We start from the raw sequence: 21,062 nt of genomic DNA, 5'->3' as shown, positions 1-21,062 counted from the left end.
TCGCCTCGTCAGGGGCTGTCGCCGAGGGAGGAGAGCTTCGCGAGGAGGAGCGCCTCGGCCTCGTCCTCGGACATGTTCCGCACCGCCTCGGCGCGGCGCGCGTCGTCGGCGCCGCCCCGCGGCGCGCCGGGCTTCGGCGCGAGATCGAGGACGTCCGCGAGCACGTGATCCGCGAGCGCGCCGAGGCGCGGGTAGTCGAAGATCACGGTGGTCGGGAGCTTCCTGCCGAGCGCCGCCGCGATCCGCTTGCGGAGCTCGACCGCCATCAGCGAGTCGAACCCCATCTCGAACAGGCCCTGATCGATGTCCGGGAGGTCCTCGGTCTCGAGGATCCGCCGGGCCTCGGCGCGCAGGAACCCGAGGATCTCCGGCCGCCGGTCGGCCTCGGGCAGCTCGGCGAGCCGCCGGGCGAGCGGCCCGATCCCGCCGTCCTCCGGCGCGCCCGCGCCCTCTGCGCCGCCATCCATGTAGGCGAGGAAGGGGCGCGGGCCGCGCGCCTCGTAGTTGGCCTTGAACGTGGGCCAGTCGACGTCCGCGACGGCGATGCACGCCGAGGCGCTGCCGAGCGCCCGGTCGAGGCAGGCGAGCGCCGCGCGCGGCGGCAGCACGGACACGCCGATGCCCTCGATCGCCTTCCTGGCCTCGGCCCCCGTCATGCCGCCGCCCTCCCAGGGTCCCCACTGGACGCTCACGCCGGGCTCGCCCCGGGCGCGCCGGTAGGCGGCGAGCCCGTCCAGGAACGCGTTGGCCGCCGCGTAATGGGCCTGCCCGCGTGACCCCCAGAGCGACGCGATCGACGAGGTGCAGACGAAGTGATCCAGCGCGCGGCCCTCGCAGGCCTCGTGCAGGTTCCACGCGCCCCGCCACTTCGGCGCCAGCGCCTCGACGAGGGCGCCTTCGTCGAGCGACAGGAGGTCGCGCGCGCCGCCCACGCCGGCCGCGTGGAAGACCCCGCGGAGCGGCCGGCCGGCGCGATCGATGCTCTCGAGCACGCGCGCGACGTCCTCGGGGCGCGCGACGTCGGCCTGCGCGACCACGCACGCGACGCCGCGCTCCTCGAGCTCCTGGCGCACGGCGTCGGCCTCCGCGCCGCCGCCGCCGCGGGAGACCAGGACGAGGTGCCGGGCGCCGCGGTCGGCGAGGTGCCGCGACAGGTGCAGGCCGATGGCGCCGGTCCCGCCGGTCACGAGGTAGACGCCGTCCTCCCGCAGGCGGGGCGCGCCGTCCGGCGCCTCCGCCCGCGTCAGGCGGCAGACGAGCGTCTTGCCGTCGCGGATCGCGATCTGGCCCTCGCCGTGCGGCGCCGAGAGCAGCGCGTGGAGCTCGCGGCCGAGCGCGACGCCCGGGCGATCGACGTCGACGAGGGTGTGGCGCAGCTCGGGCAGCTCGAGCGCCACGGCGCGGGCGAAGCCCCAGAGCGGGCTCTGCGAGGGCTCGATCGGGCCCGCGCCGGCCGCCACGGCGCCGCAGGTGACGAAGGCGAGGTGGGCCCGGAGGCCGCCCCGGCGCGCGAGGGCCTGCCCGAGATCGAGCGCGCTCGCGCACCCGAGCTCGACCGCCCGCGCGATCGATGTGTCCGCGGAGCGCGCAGCCTCGCCGTCGAGCAGGGCGTCGAGGCTCCACAGGTGGACCACGTGGGTCGGCGGCCCCGACGCCGCCTCCATCGCCGCGAGCGCGCGCTCGAGCGGCTCCCGCTCCCCGGCGGAGGGCCCAGGCGCATGGACCACGCGGGCGGAGCCGCCGCGCTCCCGGACGACCTCGGCGAGCGCCTCGCCGACGCCCCCGCGGTCGCCCAGGATGAGCCAGCGGGCCTCCGCCGCGGCGCCGGCCGAGGCCTTCCCGGCGAGCTCCGGCGCGGGCTCCCAGCGCGCCTCGTAGAACCAGGGCGGCGCCTCGGCGGCCGCGGGGCGGGACGGGTCGGGCCAGCGCCGGGCGGGGTTCGGCACGGGGTGCCGCTTGCGCTCGAACGGGTAGGTCGGCAGCGTCACCCGGCGCCGCGGGTAGTCGCGCTCGAACCCGGCCCAGTCGATCGCCACCCCGGCCCGGTACAGCGCGGCGACGGCGCCGAGCAGAACGCGCCAGTCGTCCCGGCCGGCGGCGAGGCTCGGGACCCAGCTGAGGCGGCTGTCCTCGTCGAGGCACTCCTGCCCCAGCGCGAGGAGCATCGGGCGCGGGCCCACCTCCAGGAAGACGCTGCAGCCGAGGTCGCGCAGCGCGCGCACGCCGTCGGCGAACCGGACCGCCTCGCGCGCGTGGCGCGCCCAGTACGCGCCCCGGGTGATCGAGGCGTCCACGAGCGCGCCGGTGACGTTGGACACCAGCGGGATCGCCGGCTCTCGCAGCCGCGCCGCGCCCGCGGCGCGCGACAGATCGTCGAGGATCGGGGCCATGAGCGGCGAGTGGAACGCGTGCGACACGCGGAGCCGCTTGCTCGAGACCCCCTGGCGCGCGAGCTCCGCCACGACCGCGTCGACGGCCTTCCGGGCCCCGGCGAGCACGGTGCTGCGGGGCGCGTTGATGGCGGCGATGGAGACCTGGTCCCGCCGTGCCCCGAGGGCGGCGGCCGCCTGCTGCGCGTCCGTGGCGACGGTGACCATCGCCGGCTCCAGCTCGGGATCGCCGCTGCCCGCGGCCGGCAGCGACTGCATGAGGCGCCCGCGCTCCGCGACGAGCCGCAGGGCGTCCTCCAGCGGCATGGCGCCCGCCACGCACGCCGCCACGTACTCGCCGATGCTGTGGCCGAGCACCGCCGTCGGCTTGACGCCCCACTGCCGCCACAGCTCCGCGAGCGCGTACTCGACGATGAACAGCGCCGGCTGCGTGAAGACGGTCTGCCCCACGGCGTCGCCCGCGCCCTCGTCGAACAGGACCTCGCGGATCGGCCGGGGGAGGAGCGGGTCGACGACCTCAGCGCAGCGGTCGACGCAGCGCCGGAACGACGGCTGCGCCTCGTACAGCCCGCGCGCCATCCCCGCCTGCTGCGAGCCCTGCCCGGTGAAGAGGAACGCGATCTTCGGGGGCGCGGCCGGCGCGACGGCGGCCTCCGCGAGCGCCCGGTCGAGGTCCTCACGCAGCTCCTCGGCCGTCCGCCCGATCGCGCAGGCGCGGTGCCGGAGCTGCGCCCGGCCCGTGTTCGCCGTCGAGCACACGTCCCCCACCGGCGCGTCCCCCGCGCCCAGCCGCTGCTGGTACGCGGCCGCGAGCGCACGCAGCGCCCCGTCCGACTTCGCCGACAGCGCCAAGAGGTGCAGCGGCCGCTCCACCGGCGCCTCGGCGGGCGCCGCCTCGGGCGCCTCCTCGAGCACCACGTGCACGTTCGTCCCCGAGAACCCGAACGAGCTCACGCCCGCCGCGCGGGGCTCCCCGTCGCTCGCCCAGGGCTGCGCCGCCGCCGGGATCTCCACCGGCAGCCGGTCCCAGAGGATGTACGGGTTGCGCTCGCCCACGAGCGGGTGGGGCGGCACCACCTTGTGCAGCAGCGCGAGGACCACCTTGATGAGCCCGGAGATGCCCGCGGCCGACTCGAGGTGGCCGATGTTGGCCTTCACCGAGCCGAGCAGCAGCGGCCTCTCGCGCGAGTGGCTCTTCCCGAAGACCTCGCCGAGCGCGTTCACCTCGATCGGGTCGCCGAGCGAGGTGCCCGTCCCGTGCGCCTCCACGTAGCCCACGCGCGCCGGCTCGATGCCCGCCTGCCGGAGCGCGTCGCGGATGACCTTCACCTGCGCGACGGCGTTCGGGACCGTCAGCCCGCTCGACGGGCCGTCGTGGTTGACCGCGGAGCCGCGCACCACCGCCAGCACGCGCTCGCCGCGCGCCAGCGCGTCCGACAGGCGCCGCAGCACCACGACCCCGCACCCCTCGCTCCGCCCGTAGCCGTCGGCGCTCGCCGCGAACGTCTTGCAGCGCCCATCCGCCGAGAGCATCCGCGCCTTCGAGAAGCTCACGCTGACCTGCGGGCCGAGCAGCAGGTTCACGCCGCCGGCCAGCGCCAGCTCGCACTCCCCCGCCCGCAGGGCCTGGCACGCCAGGTGGAGCGTGACGAGCGACGACGAGCACGCCGTGTCCACCGCCAGCGAGGGCCCCATCAGGCCAAGGAAGTGGGAGAGGCGCCCCGCGGCCACGGCGAACGTGCTGCCCGTGCCGTGGTACGCGTCGATGCGCTCGACGCTCGTCGAGTCGAACACGTTGCCCCCGTGCTGGCCGCTGCAGATGCCCACGTAGACGCCGACGGCGCGCTCCACGAGCGCGTCCGTCGCGATCCCCGCGTGCTCCAGCGCCTCCCACGCCACCTCCAGGAGCAGCCGCTGCTGCGGATCCATGCCGCGCGCCTCCCGCGGCGACACCCCGAAGAAGGCCGCGTCGAACGCGTCGACCCCCTCGATGAACCCGCCGCGGCGCGACGTCATCTTCCCCGGCGCGTCCGGATCCGGGTCGTAGTAGTCGCTCGCGTCCCAGCGCGACGCCGGCACCTCGGTGATGGCGTCGCGGCCCTCCCGCACGAGCTCCCAGAACGACGCGGGGTCGTCCGCGCCGCCCGGGAACCGGCAGCCTATCCCCACGATCGCTATCGGCGCGTCCCGCGCGGTCTCAAGCTCCTTCACCCGCGCCCGCAGCTCGCGCAGCTCCTTCACCGCCTTCGCCATCAGCTGGCGCGGGTCGTTCGCGTCGATCGTGGTCAAGGGCTCCCTCCATTGACGCTGCAATGCGGATCCGCCGCGCCATGCTCGACGGTGAGCGCGCGGACCTCGCTGACGCTGTGCGCGCCGGCCTCGCCGGCGCTGTGCGCGCCGGCACCGCTGGATCGGGCGGACCGCCGCCGAGCGGGGATCGGCGCCGGGTAGTCCTTGCGCTCGAACGGGTAGGTCGGCAGCGTCACCCGGCGCCGCGGGTAGTCGCGCTCGAACCCGGCCCAGTCGATCGCCACCCCAGCCCGGTACAGCGCAGAAACGGCGCCGAGCAGCGCGCCCCAGTCGTCCTTGCCGGCGACAAGGCTCGGGACCCAGCGCGCTTTGCCGCTGTCCTCGAGCTCTCGCTGCCCGCGCTCGCTCAGCGCCGCGCCCGGGCCCACCTCCACGAACACGCCGCAGCCAAGCTCGCGCAGCGTGCGCAGCCCGCCCGCGAGCCGGTCCACCTCGCGCCCGGCGCGCGCCCAGTACGCGCCCCGCGTGATCGCCTCGTCCGCGAGCGCGCCCGTCACGCTCGACACCAGCGGGAGCGCCGGCGCACGCAGCCGCGCCGCGCCCGCAACGCGCGACAGCTCGTCGGGGCTGCCCGCGACCGGCGGCGACTGCATCGAGCGCCCGCGCGCCACGACCAGCCGCAGCGCGTCCTCCAGCGGCATGACCCCCGCCACGCACGCCGCCACGTGCTCGCCTACCCCGTGGCCGAGCACCGCCGTCGGCTTGACGCCCCACTGCCGCCACAGCTCCGCGAGCGCGTACTCGACGATGAACAGCGCCGGCTGCGCGAAGGCGGCCTGCCCCGCGGCGTCGCCCGCGCCCTCGTCGAACAGGACCTCGCGGATCGGCCGGCTCAGCAGCGCGTCGACGACCTCAGCGCAGCGGTCGACGCAGCGCCGGAACGACGGCTGCGCCTCGTACAGCCCGCGCGCCGCACCCGCCTGCACCGGGCCCTCTCCGGTGAAGAGCAACGCCACCTTCGGGACCGAGGGCGGCGCGACGGCGGCCTCCGCGAGCGCCCGGTCAAGGTCCTCGCGCAGCTCCTCGGCCGTCCGTCCGATCGCGCACGCGCGGTGCCGGAACTGCGCCCGGCCTGTGTTCGCCGTCGAGCACACGTCCCCCACCGGCGTGCCCCCCACCGGCGTGCCCCCCACCGGCGTGCCCCCCACCGGCGTGCCCCCCACCGGCGCGTCGCCCGCGCCCAGCCGCTGCTGGTACGCGGCCACGAGCGCACGCAGCGCCCCGTCCGACTTCGCCGACAGCGCCAGCAGGTGCAGCGGCCGCTCCACCGGTGTCTCGACGGGCGCTGCCTCGGGCGCCTCCTCGAGCACCACGTGCACGTTCGTCCCCGAGAACCCGAACGAGCTCACGCCCCCCACGCGGGGCTCCCCGTCGCTCGCCCAGGGCTGCGCCGCCGCCGGGATCTCCACCGGCAGCCGGCTCCAGGGGATGTACGGGTTGCGCTCGCCCATGAGCGGGTGGGGCGGCACGGTCTTGTGCTGGAGCGACAGGACCAGCTTGATGAGCCCGGAGATGCCCGCGGCCGCCTCGAGGTGGCCGATGTTGGCCTTCGTCGAGCCGAGCAGCAGCGGCCTCTGCCGCGTGTGGCTCTTCCCGAACACCTCGCCGAGCGCGTTCACCTCGATCGGATCGCCGAGCAGGGTGCCCGTCCCGTGCGCCTCCACGTAGCCCACGCGCGCCGGGTCGACGCCTCCCTGCCGGAGCGCGTCGCGGATGACGTCCACCTGCGCGTGACCGTTCGGAGCGATGAGCCCGCTCGACGGGCCGTCGTGGTTGACCGCGGAGCCGCGCACCACCGCCAGCACGCGCTCGCCGCGCGCCAGCGCGTCCGACAGGCGCCGCAGCACCACGACCCCGCACCCCTCGCCTCGCCCGTAGCCGTCGGCGCTCGCCGCGAACGTCTTGCAGCGCCCATCCGCCGAGAGCATCCGCGCCTTCGAGAAGCTCACGCTGATCTGCGGGCCGAGCAGCAGGTTCACCCCGCCCACCAGCGCCAGCTCGCACTCCCCCGACCGCAGGGCCTGGCACGCCAGGTGGAGCGCCACCAGCGACGACGAGCACGCCGTGTCCACCGCCAGCGAGGGTCCCTTGACACCGAGGAAGTGGGAGAGGCGCCCCGCGGTCACGGCGAACGTGCTGCCCGTGCCGTGGTGGGCGTCGATCTGCTCGATGATCGACACGTCGAACACATTGCACGCGTGCTGACTGCTGCAGATGCCCGCGTAGACGCCGACCGCGCGCTCCACGAGCGCGTCGGCCGCGATCCCCGCGTGCTCCAGCGCCTCCCACGCCACCTCCAGGAACAGGCGCTGCTGCGGATCCATGCCGCGCGCCTCCGGCGGCGACACCCCGAAGAAGGCCGCGTCGAACGCGTCGATGTCCCCGATGAACCCGCCGCGGCGCGTCGCCATCTTCCCCGGCGCCTCGCGATCCGGGTCGTAGTAGTCGCTCGCGTCCCAGCGCGACGCCGGCACCTCGCTGATGGCGTCGCGGCCCTCCCGCACGAGCTCCCAGAACGACGCAGGGTCGTCCGCGCCGCCCGGGAACCGGCAGCCCATCCCCACGATCGCTATCGGCGCGTCCCGCGCGGTCTCAAGCTCCTTCACCCGCGCCCGCAGCTCGCGCAGCTCCTTCACCGCCTTCGCCATCAGCTGGCGCGGGTCGTTCGCGTCAATTGTGGTCAAGGGCTCCCTCCATTGACGCTGCAATGCGGATCCGCCGAGCCATGCTCGACGGTGAGCGCGCCGACCTCGCTGATGCTGAGCGTGCGGACCTCGCTGACGCTGAGCGCGCGGACCTCGCTGATGCTGTGCGCGCCGGCCTCGCTGACGCTGTGCGCGCCGGCACCGCTGGAGCGGGCGGACCGCCGCCGAGCGGGGATCGGCGCCGGGTAGTCCTTGCGCTCGAACGGGTAGGTCGGCAGCGTCACCCGGCGCCGCGGGTAGTCGCGCTCGAACCCGGCCCAGTCGATCGCCACCCCAGCCCGGTACAGCGCCGCGACGGCGCCGAGCAGCGCCCCCCAGGCGTCCTTGCCGGCGACAAGGCTCGGGACCCAGCGCGCTTTGCCGCTGTCCTCGAGCTCTCGCTGCCCGCGCTCGCTCAGCGCCGCGCCCGGGCCCACCTCCACGAACACGCCGCAGCCGAGCTCGCGCAGCGCGCGCAGCCCGCCCGCGAGCCGGTCCGCCTCACGCCCGGCGCGCGCCCAGTAAGCGCCCCGCGTGATCGCCTCGTCCGCGAGCGCGCCCGTCACGCTCGACACCAGCGGGAGCGCCGGCGCACGCAGCCGCGCCGCGCCCGCAACGCGCGACAGCTCGTCGGGGCTGCCCGCGACCGGCGGCGACTGCACCGAGCGCCCGCGCGCCACGACCAGCCGCAGCCCGTCCTCCAGCGGCATGACCCCCGCCACGCACGCCGCCACGTGCTCGCCTACCCCGTGGCCGAGCACCGCCGTCGGCTTGACGCCCCACTGCCGCCACAGCTCCGCGAGCGCGTACTCGACGATGAACAGCGCCGGCTGCGCGAAGGCGGCCTGCCCCGCGGCGTCGCCCGCGCCCTCGTCGAACAGGACCTCGCGGATCGGCCGGCTCAGCAGCGCGTCGACGACCTCAGCGCAGCGGTCGACGCAGCGCCGGAACGACGGCTGCGCCTCGTACAGCCCGCGCGCCATCCCTGGCTGCAGCGGGCCCTCTCCGCTGAAGAGCAAGGCCACCTTCGGGTCCGAAGGCGGCGTGGCGGCCGCCTCCGCGAGCGCCCGGTCGAGGTCCTCGCGCAGCTCCTCGGCCGTCCGCCCGATCGCGCAGGCGCGGTGCCGGAACTGCGCCCGGCCCGTGTTCGCCGTGAAGCACACGTCCCCCACCGGCGCGTCCCCCGCGACGAGCCGCCGCTGGTACGCGGCCGCCAGCGCCCGCAGCGCCCCCTCCGACTTCGCCGACAACGCCAGGAGGTGCAGCGGCCGCTCCACCGGCACCTCGGCGGGCGCCGCCTCGGGCGCCTCTTCGAGCACCACGTGCACGTTCGTCCCCGAGAACCCGAACGAGCTCACGCCCCCCACGCGCGGCGCCCCGTCGCTCGCCCAGGGCTGCGCTGCCGCCGGGATCTCCACCGGCAACCGGCTCCAGGGGATGTGCGGGTTGCGCTCGCCCACGAGCGGGTGGGGCGGCACGGTCTTGTGCTGGAGCGACAGGACCAGCTTGATGAGCCCGGAGATGCCCGCGGCCGCCTCGAGGTGGCCGATGTTGGCCTTCGTCGAGCCGAGCAGCAGCGGCCTCTGCCGCGTGTGGCTCTTCCCGAACACCTCGCCGAGCGCGTTCACCTCGATCGGATCGCCGAGCAGGGTGCCCGTCCCGTGCGCCTCCACGTAGCCCACGCGCGCCGGGTCGACGCCTCCCTGCCGGAGCGCGTCGCGGATGACCTTCACCTGCGCGTGGCCGTTCGGGGCGATGAGCCCGCTCGACGGACCGTCGTGGTTGACCGCGGAGCCGCGCACCACCGCCAGCACGCGCTCGCCGCGCGCCAGCGCGTCCGACAGACGCCGCAGCACCACGACCCCGCACCCCTCGCCTCGCCCGTAGCCGTCGGCGCTCGCCGCGAACGTCTTGCAGCGCCCATCCGCCGAGAGCATCCGCGCCTTCGAGAAGCTCACGCTGATCTGCGGGCCGAGCAGCAGGTTCACCCCGCCCACCAGCGCCAGCTCGCACTCCCCCGACCGCAGGCCCTGGCACGCCAGGTGGAGCGCCAGCAGCGACGACGAGCACGCCGTGTCCACCGCCAGCGAGGGCCCCATCACGCCGAGCAGATGGGAGAGGCGCCCCGCGGCCATCGAGAACGCGATGCCCGTGCCGTGGTGGGCGTCGATCTGGTCGATGCTCGACGCGTCGAACACGTTGCTCGTGTGCAGGGTGCTGCAGATGCCCACGTAGACGCCGACGGCGCGCTCCACGAGCGCGTCCGCCGCGATCCCCGCGTGCTCCAGCGCCTCCCACGCCACCTCCAGGAGCAGCCGCTGCTGCGGATCCATGCCGCGCGCCTCCGGCGGCGACACCCCGAAGAAGGCCGCGTCGAACGCGTCGACCCCCTCGATGAACCCGCCGCGGCGCGTCGCCATCTTCCCCGGCGCCTCGCGATCCGGGTCGTAGTAGTCGCTCGCGTCCCAGCGCGACGCCGGCACCTCGCTGATGGCGTCGCGGCCCTCCCGCACGAGCTCCCAGAACGACGCGGGGTCGTCCGCGCCGCCCGGGAACCGGCAGCCCATCCCCACGATCGCTATCGGCGCGTCCCGCGCGGTCTCAAGCTCCTTCACCCGCGCCCGCAGCTCGCGCAGCTCCTTCACCGCCTTCGCCATCAGCTGGCGCGGGTCGTTCGCGTCAATTGTGGTCAAAGCTGCCTCCACTGCGCCGCGGTTCCGAAGACTCGAGCTCACCGGCGAGGAGCCCGAGCAGCTCTTCCTCCGAGAGATTTTCCAGCTCGTTTGCAGGGGCATCCCGCTCGATGGCCGCCTCCTCCACCGGCGCCGACACAGGGACGAACAGGTCGCCCAGCGTCGACGTCAGGTAGGTCGTGAGGTGCTGGACCGTCGGGTTGTCGAAGATCAGCGTGAAGGGCAGCGTCGTCCCGAGGCCCGAGCCGAAGCGGTTCTTGAGGTCGATGGCCTGCAAGGAGTCGAGCCCCAGCTCCGACAGCCGCTGGTTGTCGCTGAGCTCGTTCGCCGCGGCGCTCCCGAGCACCTTGACGACCTCCGCGCGCACCAGCTTCTGCAAGACGAGGGTGCGGGCCGCGGCCGGGGTGACCGTGAGCTCGTCGCGCATCCACGCCCGCCGCACCGGAGCGGCCGCGCGGCTCGCGAAGGCGCGGAGCAACGACGGCAGGACGCCGCCGGGCGCCGACCGCTGGAAGGCGCTCCAGTCGGCGGAGAGCACCGTCCGCTGGGCCGCGTCGCCGCCGACGAGCGCGTCGAGCGCCGCCAGCGCGGCGTCGGGCTCGATGACGAGGAGCCCCTGGGCCGCGATCCGCTCGCGGTCCCGCTCGGAGATCGACGCCGCCATGCCCGAGCCCGCCCAGGGGCCCCAGTTGATGCTGAGCCCCGGCCGGCCCTCCGCGCGGCGCAGGTGGCACAGCGCGTCCTCGAAGGCGTTCGCGGCGGCGTAGTTGCCCTGCGCGGCCGAGCCGATGACCGACGCGATCGACGAGAAGCAGACAAAGAAGTCGAGCGGCAGGTCCCGGGTCGCGTGGTGCAGGTTGAGGGACCCGTCGATCTTCGGGGCCATCACGCCGCGGAAGCGCTCCCAGGTCTGCTGGAGGAGCACGCCGTCGTCGAGGCCGCCGGCGAGGTGCAGGACGCCCTTGATCGGCGGCATGGAGGCCTGCGCCCCGGCGAGCAGCTCCGCCACGTGACCCGGCTGCGCGACGTCGGCCGCCACGATCCGCACCTCGCAGCCCCGCGCCTCGAGCTGCGCGAGCTCGGGGATGGGTTGCTCCGGCGCGCGGCGGCTCGTCAGGATCAGGTGGCGCGCGCCCTTGTCGCAGAGCCAGCCAGCGACCCGCCGGCCGAGCGCGCCGAGCCCGCCCGTGACGAGGTAGGCCGCGTCCGGATCGATCGCGACGCCCTGGCGCGGCCCCCGCGCGGCGGACCGCACGAGCCGGTGCACGTAGCGCCGGCCGGCGCGCCAGAGGACCTCGCTCTCGTCGCCCGGGCGCGCGAGCTCGCCGAGGAGCCGCTCGGCGTTGTCGTCCGCCCCGGGATCGAGGTCCACGCGGACGCAGGGCAGGTCGGGCTGCTCCACCGACAGCGCGCGCCCAAGGCCCCAGACGGGCGCCTGCGCGACCTCGATCCGCTCGCTCCCGAGCGACTGCGCGCCGCGGGTCGCGATCCACAGGCTCGGCATCTGCTTCCAGCCGGCGCGCCGGATCGCCTGCACGAGGTGGAGGAGGCCGCCGCACGCGCGCTCCTGCGCGGCGGTGACGTCGTCGAGGAGGACCCCCGCGGCGGGCAGCGGTTCGGCCGCCCAGAGGTGGACCACGCCGACGACCGGCTCCTCGACGCGACGGAGGAGCCCGGCGAAGCCCTCTGCGTCCAGCGGATCGACGCGGTGGTGGTCTTCGTCGACGTGGCCGGCGCCGTGGCCGTTCACGCCGTTCTGGCCGGGCTTCCTGGGCGTGACGAGGTGGCACCGGAGGCCCTGGGCGCGCAGACGCGCCGCGAGCTCCGCGCCCGTGACGTCCTCGCCGCCGAGGACGATCCAGCTCCCGCGGGCCACGCTGCCGTCGCCCGGGGCGGCCTCGTCCGGCTGCCACGCGAGCTCATAGAGGAGATCGCGCGCGCTCGCGCCGACGTCGGGCACGAGGGCGCTCTTCGCGATCTTCCGCGCCGCGAGCCCCTCGATCTCGAGCACCGGGCGGCCCGCCGCGTCGAGCAGGCTCATGCTGCCGGAGAAGCCCTCGCTCCCCGCGATGTCGACGCGCGCGTGCGCCTGGAACGAACGGTCCTCGGGCATCCGGCGCGCGCGGACGCGGGCCACCTGGAACGGCACCTGGGTCTCGTCGCCCTCGAGATCGCCGCAGGTGAGCATGAGGCCGAAGCAGGCGTCGATGATCCCCGGGTGCAGGTGGCCGAACCAGCCGTCGCGGAGCTTCGGCGGGACGTCGAGCCGGCCGAGCGCCTCGCCCTGCCGCCGCTGGACAGCGGTGAGCCACTGGTAGCTGTCGCCGAGGTGGATGCGGCGCCGCTCCTGCAGGGCGTAGAAATCCTCGGCGGGGATCTCCTGCGTGCACCGGCCCCGGATCTCGTCGACGCTCCTCGCGCCGTCGACCATCGGCTCCGGGCGGGCCACGAGGATCCCCTCCGCGTGGCCGGTCCAGCTGTCCGGCCGGTCGCCGTTCAGGCTGATCAGCTTGAAGGCATAGCGGTCGTTGCCCTGCGGCTCGAGCACGAGCTGGACGCGGACCTCGCGGCCCTCGGGGATGACGAGGACGCGGGTGAACACGACGTCCGAGAGCTCGCAGACCTCCGTACCGAAGTACCGGGTGGCCGCGTCGATCACCATGGCGACGTGGCACGCGCCCGAGATGACGACCTGCTCGAACACGAGGTGGTCGCCGAGGAAGGGCGCGGTCCGGACCGAGAGCTCCCCGTTGAAGAGCAGGTGCGGGATGACAGGCGAGAGCGGCACCGGGTCGAGCAGCGAGGCCGCCCCGCGCCGCCCGCGGAGCGCGCGGGCCGGCTTCTGCTCGGCGCGCGGCTCGATCCAGTGGCGCTTGCGCTGGAACGGGTAGGTCGGCAGGACGACGCGCCGGCGGTCCGCCCCCGCGTGGAACCGCGCCCAGTCGATCGGCTGGCCGGCCTCGTACAGGCGAGCCGCGGCCTCGCTGACCGTCTTCCAGTCGTCCTCTCCGGGGCGGAGCGTCGGGATCGAGGCCACGGCGCCCGCTTCGAGGACCGACTGCGAGAGGCCGAGCAGCGACGGCCGCGGGCCGAGCTCGACGAAGTGATCGCACCCCGCCCGCCACGCGGCCTCCGCGCAGTCGGCGAAGCGCACGGGCTCCCGGAGGTGGCGCGACCAGTAGCCCGGCTCGGTGATCTCGCTCCCCGCCGCCTTCCCATCGAGGTTCGACAGGAGCAAGAGCTTCGGCGCCGATCGGACGCGCCGCGCGACGAAGCGCTCGAGCGGCTCGCGCGCGCCGTCCATGAGCGGCGAGTGGAACGCGTGCGAGACGCGCAGCGCCTGGTGCTTGATGCCCGCGGCGGCGAGCTCGTCGAGCACCGCCTGGACCGCGGCCGCGTCGCCCGAGATGACGGTGTTCGCGGGGCCGTTGACCGCCGCCACCGAGACCCGCTGCCGGTGCCGCTCGAGGCGCGCCGCCACCTCGCGCTCGGGGGCGAACACCGCGGCCATGGCGCCGTGGCCGGGCTGCGCCGCCATGAGGCGCGCGCGCTCGGCGATGAGCTCGAGGCCGTCCTCGAGCGAGAACACCCCGGCCGCGCAGGCGGCGACGTACTCGCCGACGCTGTGACCGACGACCGCGGCGGGCTCGACGCCGAACGAGCGCCACATCTCGTAGAGCGCGTGCTCGATCGCGAACAGCGCCGGCTGCGTGTACTCGGTCCGATCGATGGGCGAGGCCTGCCCCGCCTTCGGATAGAGGACATCGAGCAGGCCCACCTCCAGGCGGCCGCGGAGCAGCTCGTGGCAGCGCTCGAGCGCCGCCCGGAAGGCCGGCTGGGTCTCGAACAGGACGCGGCCCATGCCCGCCTGCTGCGATCCCTGCCCCGAGAAGAGGAACAGGATCTTCGGCCGCGCGCCGGCGGGCCGCGCCGCCGCGCCCTCGGCCGACCGCGCCGCGAGGCCCTCCCGCAGCGCCTCGATGGACCCGGCGGCGAGGGCCAGGCGGTGCTCGAAGTGGCTGCGCCCGACGTTCGACGTGTAGCAGACGTCCGCCAGCGCCGGCGCCTCGCCGCCGCGGCGGTCGAGGAACGAGACGTAGCGCGCCGCGAGATCCCCGAGCGCCGCCGGGCTCCGGGCCGAGAGCGAGAGGACGTGGGTGGATCGGGCGACCTCGTCGCCGCGCGGGGCCGGCGCGGGCGCTTCCTCGAGGATGGCGTGGGCGTTGGTCCCCCCGATGCCGAGCGAGTTCACGCCCGCCCGGCGGGGCCCCTCGCTCTTCCAGGGGAGCGCCTCGGTGTTCACGAAGAACGGGCTCGACGCGAAGTCGATCGCGGGGTTGGGCCGCTCGAAGTGCAGGGTCGGTGGGATCACCTTGTGGTGCAGGGCGAGCACCGCCTTCATGAAGCCGGCGGTCCCCGACGTGATCTGCAGGTGACCCACGTTGGTCTTCACCGAGCCGACCGCGCAGAAGCTCTTGCGATCGGTGCCCTTGCGGAAGGCCTCGGCGAGCCCGGAGATCTCGATGGGGTCGCCCATCTCGGTCCCGGTCCCGTGCGCCTCCACGAAGCCCACGGTGTCAGGCGTGACGTCCGCCACCGCCATCGCCTCCGCGACGACGGCGGCCTGACCGTCGCCGCTCGGCGCCATGTAGCCGACCTTCACGCCGCCGTCGTTGTTGACGGCCGAGCCCTTGATGACGGCGAAGATCGGGTCGCGATCCCGGATCGCGTCCTCGAGGGGCTTGAGCAGCACGGCGCCGGCCCCGCTGCCGAAGATCGTGCCGCGCGCCTTCTCGTCGAAGGCGCGGCAGTGCCCGTCGGGGGAGACGATCATGCCCTCCTGGTAGAGGTGCCCCGCGTGCACCGGCGCCTTGACGGACGCGCCGCCCGCGAGGGCCATGTCGCACTCGCCGGCGAGGATCGCCTGGCAGGCCATGTGGATCGCGACGACGCCCGTGGAGCAGGCCGTCTGCACGTTGATGCTCGGGCCGGTGAGGTTGAGCCTGTAGGAGACGCGCGTCGGCAAGTAGTCCTTGTCGCCCGCGACCATCAGCTGGAAGCCGCCCATCGAGTCGAGGGTCATCGCGGAGAGATCGTCGTTCGCGTCGACGTCGCCGCGGCTCGGCAGGACGTTGTTGATGAAGTACGTGTTCATCGCGGCGCCCGCGTAGACGCCGACCGGCCCCTCGTGCGCGACCGGGTCGTACCCGGCGACCTCGAAGGCCTCCCACGCGCACTCCAGGAACAGCCGGTGCTGCGGATCCATGAGCTCCGCCTCGCGGGCCGTCAGGCCGAAGAACTCGGCGTCGAAGCGCTCGACGTCGGCGAGCATGGGGCTCGCCTTGACGTAGCTCGGGCTCTTCGCCGAGGTCGGGTCGACGCCCGCGGCGAGCGCCTCCGCTTCGGTGAACGACGAGATGGTCTCCCGGCCCTCGACGAGGTTCTTCCAGAACGTCTCCAGGTCGCTGGCGCCGGGGAAGCGGCAGGCCATGCCGATGACGGCGATGTCGCTCCCTGCGGCCGCGCGGCGCCGGCTCCTCACCTCCGCGCGCGCCACTCCCCGGTCGGAGGCGGTCTCGCGCGGCTTCCCCTCGCCGATGAAGCGAGCGAGGGACTCGATGGTCGGGTACTTGAAGAGATCGACCAGCGTGACGCGCGATCCGAAGATCGTGCTCAGGCGGTGCTGGGCCTGGGTGAGGAGCAGCGAGTGCCCGCCCAGCTCGAAGAAATTGTCCTGCACGCCGACCGCGTCGAGCCCCAGCACGTCCTTCCAGACCTCCGCGATCTGGAGCTCGATCGAGGACATCGACGTCTGGTCCGGCGCGGCCTGCCGCTCGACCCCCTGGGCGACGGCGCGCAGGCGGTCCCGGTCGGGCGCGCCCGACGGCGACAGCGGCAGCTCGGGCAGGTGCTGCAGCGGGCTCCCCGGCGCGTGGCTGGAGCCGGCGCGCTCGGGCTCCCGCATGGGCACGAGGTCGAGGCGCGCCGGCGTGCCGTACCGGTCTACCAGCGCGAGCGCGCGCAGGTGCTCCGAGGGCGCCTCGTCGAGCGCGCCCACGAAGAGCCTTGTCCGCTCCACCTCTGGCGACTCGCCCGCGAGCCGCGCGCGCAGGCGCGGCGCGTCGCCGTCCGCGAGCGCCACCACGCGGCCGCCGAGCAGCAGGGCGCCGAGCGCGAGGTCGAGCGCGGCGCGCCCTGACGGGGCCCCGGCGAGCTCCACCGCGTGCACGGGCCGGTCGCCGCGCTGCTCGAAGTGCGCCGCGAGCCCGTGCTGGAGCGACGCCGCGGCGCCGAGGGCGCCCGCGCCCGCGCCCGTGACGCCGACGGCGACGAACGCTGCCCCCGGGTGCTCGAGCGCGATCTCCGCCAGGGCCGCCGCGGCGGTCGCCTCCTGGCCCAGCGCCGCCGCGAAGCCCTCGGGGGTCTCCTCGGCGAGCGCGCGCTGCGCCGCCGGCTCGGCCACGTGGATGCAGCCGTCGAGCACGCCGCCGCGGTCGACGACGTGCTCCCGCACGGCGCAGAGCAGCGCCGCCGGCTCCCCGATGTCGGCGTCGAGCAGCGAGAGCTCGCCGCCCAGCTGCCCCAGCCGCTGCAGCGCGTCCTGCGCCGCGCCGTCGTCGCGCCGCGCGCCCGCGCCGGCGAGGAGCACGTGCGCCTCGAACCGGCCGAGGAGCACCTCGAGCAGCTGGAGGCTCACCCCGCCGAGGTCCCCGTGGACCACGTACGTCCCGCCCTTCCGGAAGGGGAGCTCGCGCTTGCTCTCCGGGGCGACGGCGGCGCGCCGGTAGCCGCGCACCCAGCGCTCCCCGTCGCGGTACGAGACCTCCTCGTCGGCCGACGAGCCGAGGACCTCGGCAGCGATGACCCGCGCCTGGTCCTCGGCGCTCGCGGTGTCGAGGTCCAGGTGCATGCACTGGATCCAGGGGACCTCGCGCTGGACGGCCTCGAGCAGCCCCCGCACGCCGGCGCACGCGAGCGCGACCTCGTCGCCCGGCGGGAGCGCGTGGTCGTGGCTGGACACCACCAGCAGCCGGATCGGCTTTCGCGTCTCACGCCTGCCCTGGAGGGCGTGCACGAGCTGGAGCAGGCTCCCGGGTCTCCGGGTCGGCCCGCGCCCGCTCGCCGGCTCGTTCGAGAGCGCGTGGACGATGGTGCTCACCTCCGTCCCGGACTCGTCGAGCCACCGCGCGAGCGCCCGGTGGTCCTCCGCCTCGCCGAGGCGCATCTCGATCGCCGCTGGGCCGCGCTGCGCGAAGCTCGCCCCGTCCGTCACGGTCACGCACGGCGCGCCGCGCCGGGCGAGCACGTCCACCGCGCGCTGACCGAGCCCTTGCGGGTCGAGCAGCACCAGCGTCACCCCGCCGCGCCGCCGGTCCGCGTGCACCAGGTCCTTGCGCTGCCATGCCTCCCGGTAGAAGCCGTCCGGCAGCGTGTTCTGGTTGCCGAGCAGGAGGTCGACCTGCCGGATCAGCGCGTCGAAGCCGCCCTGGTTGAACTGCGCGGTCAGCTTCTTGTGCTGGATCTTGCCGATCTCGGTCTTCGGGATGGCCGAGCGCTCGACGGGCAGGAGGAAGTCCGCCTTGATGCCGAACCGCTTCGCGAGCCGCAGCTGGACGGCGCCGAGCAGCGCCGGCAGGAGCGCCTCGTCCTGGCTCGCCGGGTGGAAGAACACCGCGAGCTTCTGCTCCGCGCTGTCCGCGGGCCGCACCGCGCAGGCGGCCACGAACGACGGCGCGACGCCGCCCGTGCCCTCGACGACCGCCTCGATCTCGCTGTTGCTGAAGTTCGCGCCGTTGATGATGATGCCGGCGTCGGCGCGCCCGGTGAGCACGAGCTCCCCGTCGGCGAGGAAGCCCATGTCGCCGGTGTCGAACCAGCCGTCGTCGCCGAAGGCCCGGTTGGCCTCGGCGTTCTGGTAGTACCCGGGGGAGAGCGCGGCGCCCTTGAACTGGAGGCGCCCGCACACGCGCTCGGGGAGCACGCGGCGCTCCGGGTCCACGATGCGCATCGACACGCCGGGGATCACCGTCCCGAGGCTCGCGAAGGCGATGCCGGCCGGATCGGCCGCGTCGACGTAGCGCACCGCCTCGCCCACGGAGCCGCGGTCGATGGTGTGGAAGCGGAGGGAGCTGCCTTCGGTGGGCTGGTGGTAGGTGACCCCGGAGCAGAGCTCGGCCATGCCGAAGGCGGACTGCACCGCGGAGGGCCGCAGGCCGAACCGCGAGAGGTCGGCGATGAACCGCTGCACGGCGGCGGTGGTGATGAGCTCCCCGGCGTTGAGGAGCATGCGCACGCACGACAGGTCCCACTGCGCGGCGCGCTCGCGCTCGAGGGCCGCGCTCACGAGCGAGTACGAGAAGTTCGGGGCCCAGGTGTGGGTGATGCGGTGCCGGTCGATGAGCTCCAGCAGCCGCAGCGGCCGGCCGAGGATGTGCTCCTTGGGGGCGTAGACGAGCTTGCAACCGAGCACGACAGGGCGGAGGTGCCCCTCGGAGATGCTGCCGATGTGATCGAACGGCAGCCAGTTCAGGACCACGTCCTCGGCCGAGTAGCACTTCGCGTTGACCCCGCGCGCGCGCGCGATGAGGTTCCGGTTGGTGAGGGCGATCGCCTTGGAAACGCCCGTGCTGCCCGAGGTGAGGGCGTAGAAGGCGACGTCGTCGGGGGAGACGTCGTGCTGCCGCGCATCGCGCGGGCCCTCGCGGAGCTCCTCGACGGTGGCGACGCGCGCGCCGGCGAGCGGCGTCTTGCGGGTGCCGGACCGGAAGGCCTCGATGCGGGAGGCGTCGGTGACGATGGCGGGCCGGTCGAAGAGCTCGTAGACGTGGGCGAGCTGGGCGCCGGCGCGGCTCTCCTCGTCATAGGAGACCGGGCACGGCGCGATGATCACCTCGAAGCCCCCCAGCATCGACGCCCAGAAGAGCGGGACGATGTCCTCCGATCGCTCTAGCTGAAAGACGATGCGGTCGCGCGGCGCGAGGCCGAGCCGCCGCAGGCCGCCGAGCAGCCGCTCCGCGTCTGCGAGCTGCGAGCCGTACGTCTCGGCGCGCTCGGCGCCGTCGGCGCCGACGTAGAGGATCTCCTGGTCGGCCGGCGCGGCGTGGAGCACCTGCCCGATGACCCACGGCTCACCGGCGCGCTCCGGCAGCGGCGCGCCGTGGCGGAGCGCCGGCGGCGCCTCGGGCGCGCTCGCCGCCGCGTCGCCGTCCGACGCCGCCGCGGCGCCATCCGGGGCCGGGCGCGCCTCGGGGCGGGCCCTGGGCGCGGCGACCGGCGCGGAGCGGAACAGATCGGCGCGGTGGAGCCGCCGCTCCGGCGCGCGCCACGGCCCCGAGATGGCCGCGGCGCGCCCGATCCCCGGCAGCGCGGCGACCTGGCCTTCCCATTCGGCCTCGATCTGGCGCTCCCGCACCGGGATCTGGGCGAGCGCGTCGACATCGACGGCGCCGCGGTCCGTGACGGGAACGCGATGGACCGGCACGAACGCCGCGAGCCGGTCCTTGTGGGCGTCGGACAGCCGCCTCCGGAGCTCCTCGGGGTCGTCGCCCGGCGCGACGACGACATAGGCGACGTGCTCGTGGCTGCCGTCCTGACGCTCCCGCTCCAGGACCACGCACTCTTCGAGCGCCGGGTCTCCGAGCAGCTCGGCCTCGAGCGCCGTGATGCGCACCGGGGTCGCGGACGCCGTCATTGCATGATCGGCCGAAAACCCGTCCTGCGCTCGAGTCGATTCGTGACGCTTGTCCCGCACGAGTCCTCCTTCAAATGCTGAGCCGACCCGCGAAGCCAATCGATCTGCGCGCGGGCCACGCCCGCGCCATCGAGTCATCGGCGACGACGATGGCCAGGCAAACCTGAATTTCGAGCCGCGCAAACGGCGGACTTGCGCCGCCGCCGGCGTACTCAGGGGCGCTGCGCCCCCGTACAGAACGGAGCTCTCCGGCGCGCCGCCCAGATCAAAGGGATCGGCGGCCGTGGCACCGGTTAGGTGCCGTGATCGTCAGACATGCTGCCCCATATCACCGGGTGATCCGGGACAATGGCGCCCAACAGAATGTAAGTCCCAACGCTTCCCAAAAAAAAGAAAAATCTTCGAGAACCGATATGTCCTCTACCCCCTCCTCCTGACATCCGGTCTCACGAGGCCACCAGCTCGGCGGCCGGCACGCGTTCGCGGCAAAGATTCTCAAATGCAACAGAGACGTAACAGTTCGAGATCACGCGCCGGTTGCTTTTGAAAGAACTCTTACATCGCACTTCGCCCGCCCTTCCCTGAATGCCCCCAGTGGCGCGGCCCTTCGCCAAATCGTACGTGAGCTGCCTGCTGTTCTTCCCGGCGGCTCTCGCGAGAAGCGCGGATGACCTGGGGAGGCCACGCCGGCGGAGCTCTCCCACGGCCCGCAAAACCAGGGGATGCACAGGCCCGAGGAGCGTCGCCGCCCTGCGACCTTCGGGCAGGGCACGGGACCGTTCGCCGTCCGTGAACGGAACGGTGGCAGCAGCGATCGAGGGGACCGTCGCGGAGATGACGGTATGAACGGATGAAAACTGAGCCGGCTAATATAGCCTGGACGTTCAGAGGCTTGTTCTCGGGCGAGGTATCCAAAATCTGCAATCCCATGGCAATGGATTCCAGGAAGGAGATCTTCGCAGCCAGCAGGGGCCTGAAGCGCGCGCCCGATTCGTGCGCGCGAGTTGCGGCTCCCGGAGCCTCGGAGATCGGCGTCGTCGATAGCGGCTCCCGCGCCTCCGCGGATCGCGATGGGGAAGGGACGCCGCACCGGTCGCACGACGCCTGGAATCGCGCCCGGAATATGCGATGCCGCCCGGGGCGGCGCCAGACGACGCCGTGGAACGGCCGTGTTCGAGGAGTGGAACATTGAGAGAGCTCGATGATCTGGCCAGTTTGTCGATGTTCTGCGCATCGTCGAGGAAGGCTCGCTCAGCCGGCCGGCAGGGCGCTCGGCCTGCCGAGATCAAGAGCC

General features: G+C 74.4%; 4 protein-coding genes. All 4 read right to left on the bottom strand.

All coding sequences use genetic code 11. From position 1 onward, the window contains the following. Positions 1–8 precede the first annotated feature (8 nt). The 4 genes from WME85_RS03705 to WME85_RS03690 are packed head-to-tail and all read right to left on the bottom strand — an operon-like array spanning position 9 to position 19,768. Positions 9–4,679, bottom strand: coding sequence for a type I polyketide synthase (locus WME85_RS03705; protein WP_437835302.1), 4,671 nt, complete (start codon positions 4,677–4,679; stop codon positions 9–11). After that, positions 4,676–7,384 carry a type I polyketide synthase gene (locus tag WME85_RS03700; protein WP_437835301.1) on the bottom strand — a complete coding sequence of 903 codons (2,709 nt, stop codon included), beginning with the start codon at positions 7,382–7,384 and terminating at the stop codon, positions 4,676–4,678. Before WME85_RS03700 ends, WME85_RS03705 begins: the two co-directional genes overlap by 4 nt. Continuing rightward, a complete protein-coding gene (locus WME85_RS03695; RefSeq protein WP_437835300.1) occupies positions 7,381–10,077 on the bottom strand; it encodes a type I polyketide synthase in 2,697 nt (898 codons plus the stop codon). The genes WME85_RS03700 and WME85_RS03695 overlap by 4 nt, the downstream gene beginning before the upstream one ends. Beyond that, the gene (locus WME85_RS03690; protein WP_437835299.1) at positions 10,064–19,768 is read right to left on the bottom strand and encodes an SDR family oxidoreductase; all 9,705 of its coding nucleotides are present in this window, start codon (positions 19,766–19,768) and stop codon (positions 10,064–10,066) included. The genes WME85_RS03695 and WME85_RS03690 overlap by 14 nt, the downstream gene beginning before the upstream one ends. Positions 19,769–21,062: the final 1,294 nt, after the last annotated feature.

Origin of the sequence: Sorangium sp. So ce1153 (genome assembly GCF_051521595.1) — a bacterium.
Taxonomy (GTDB): domain Bacteria; phylum Myxococcota_A; class Polyangia; order Polyangiales; family Polyangiaceae; genus Sorangium.
The sequence above is the reverse complement of the archived record's forward strand: the minus strand, read 5'-3'. Positions and strand labels throughout refer to the sequence as shown.

Excerpts from the sequence above, each read along its gene's own strand:
- WME85_RS03690 (WP_437835299.1), bottom strand. The coding sequence starts at position 19,768 with ATGACGGCGTCCGCGACCCCGGTGCGCATCACGGCGCTCGAGGCCGAG.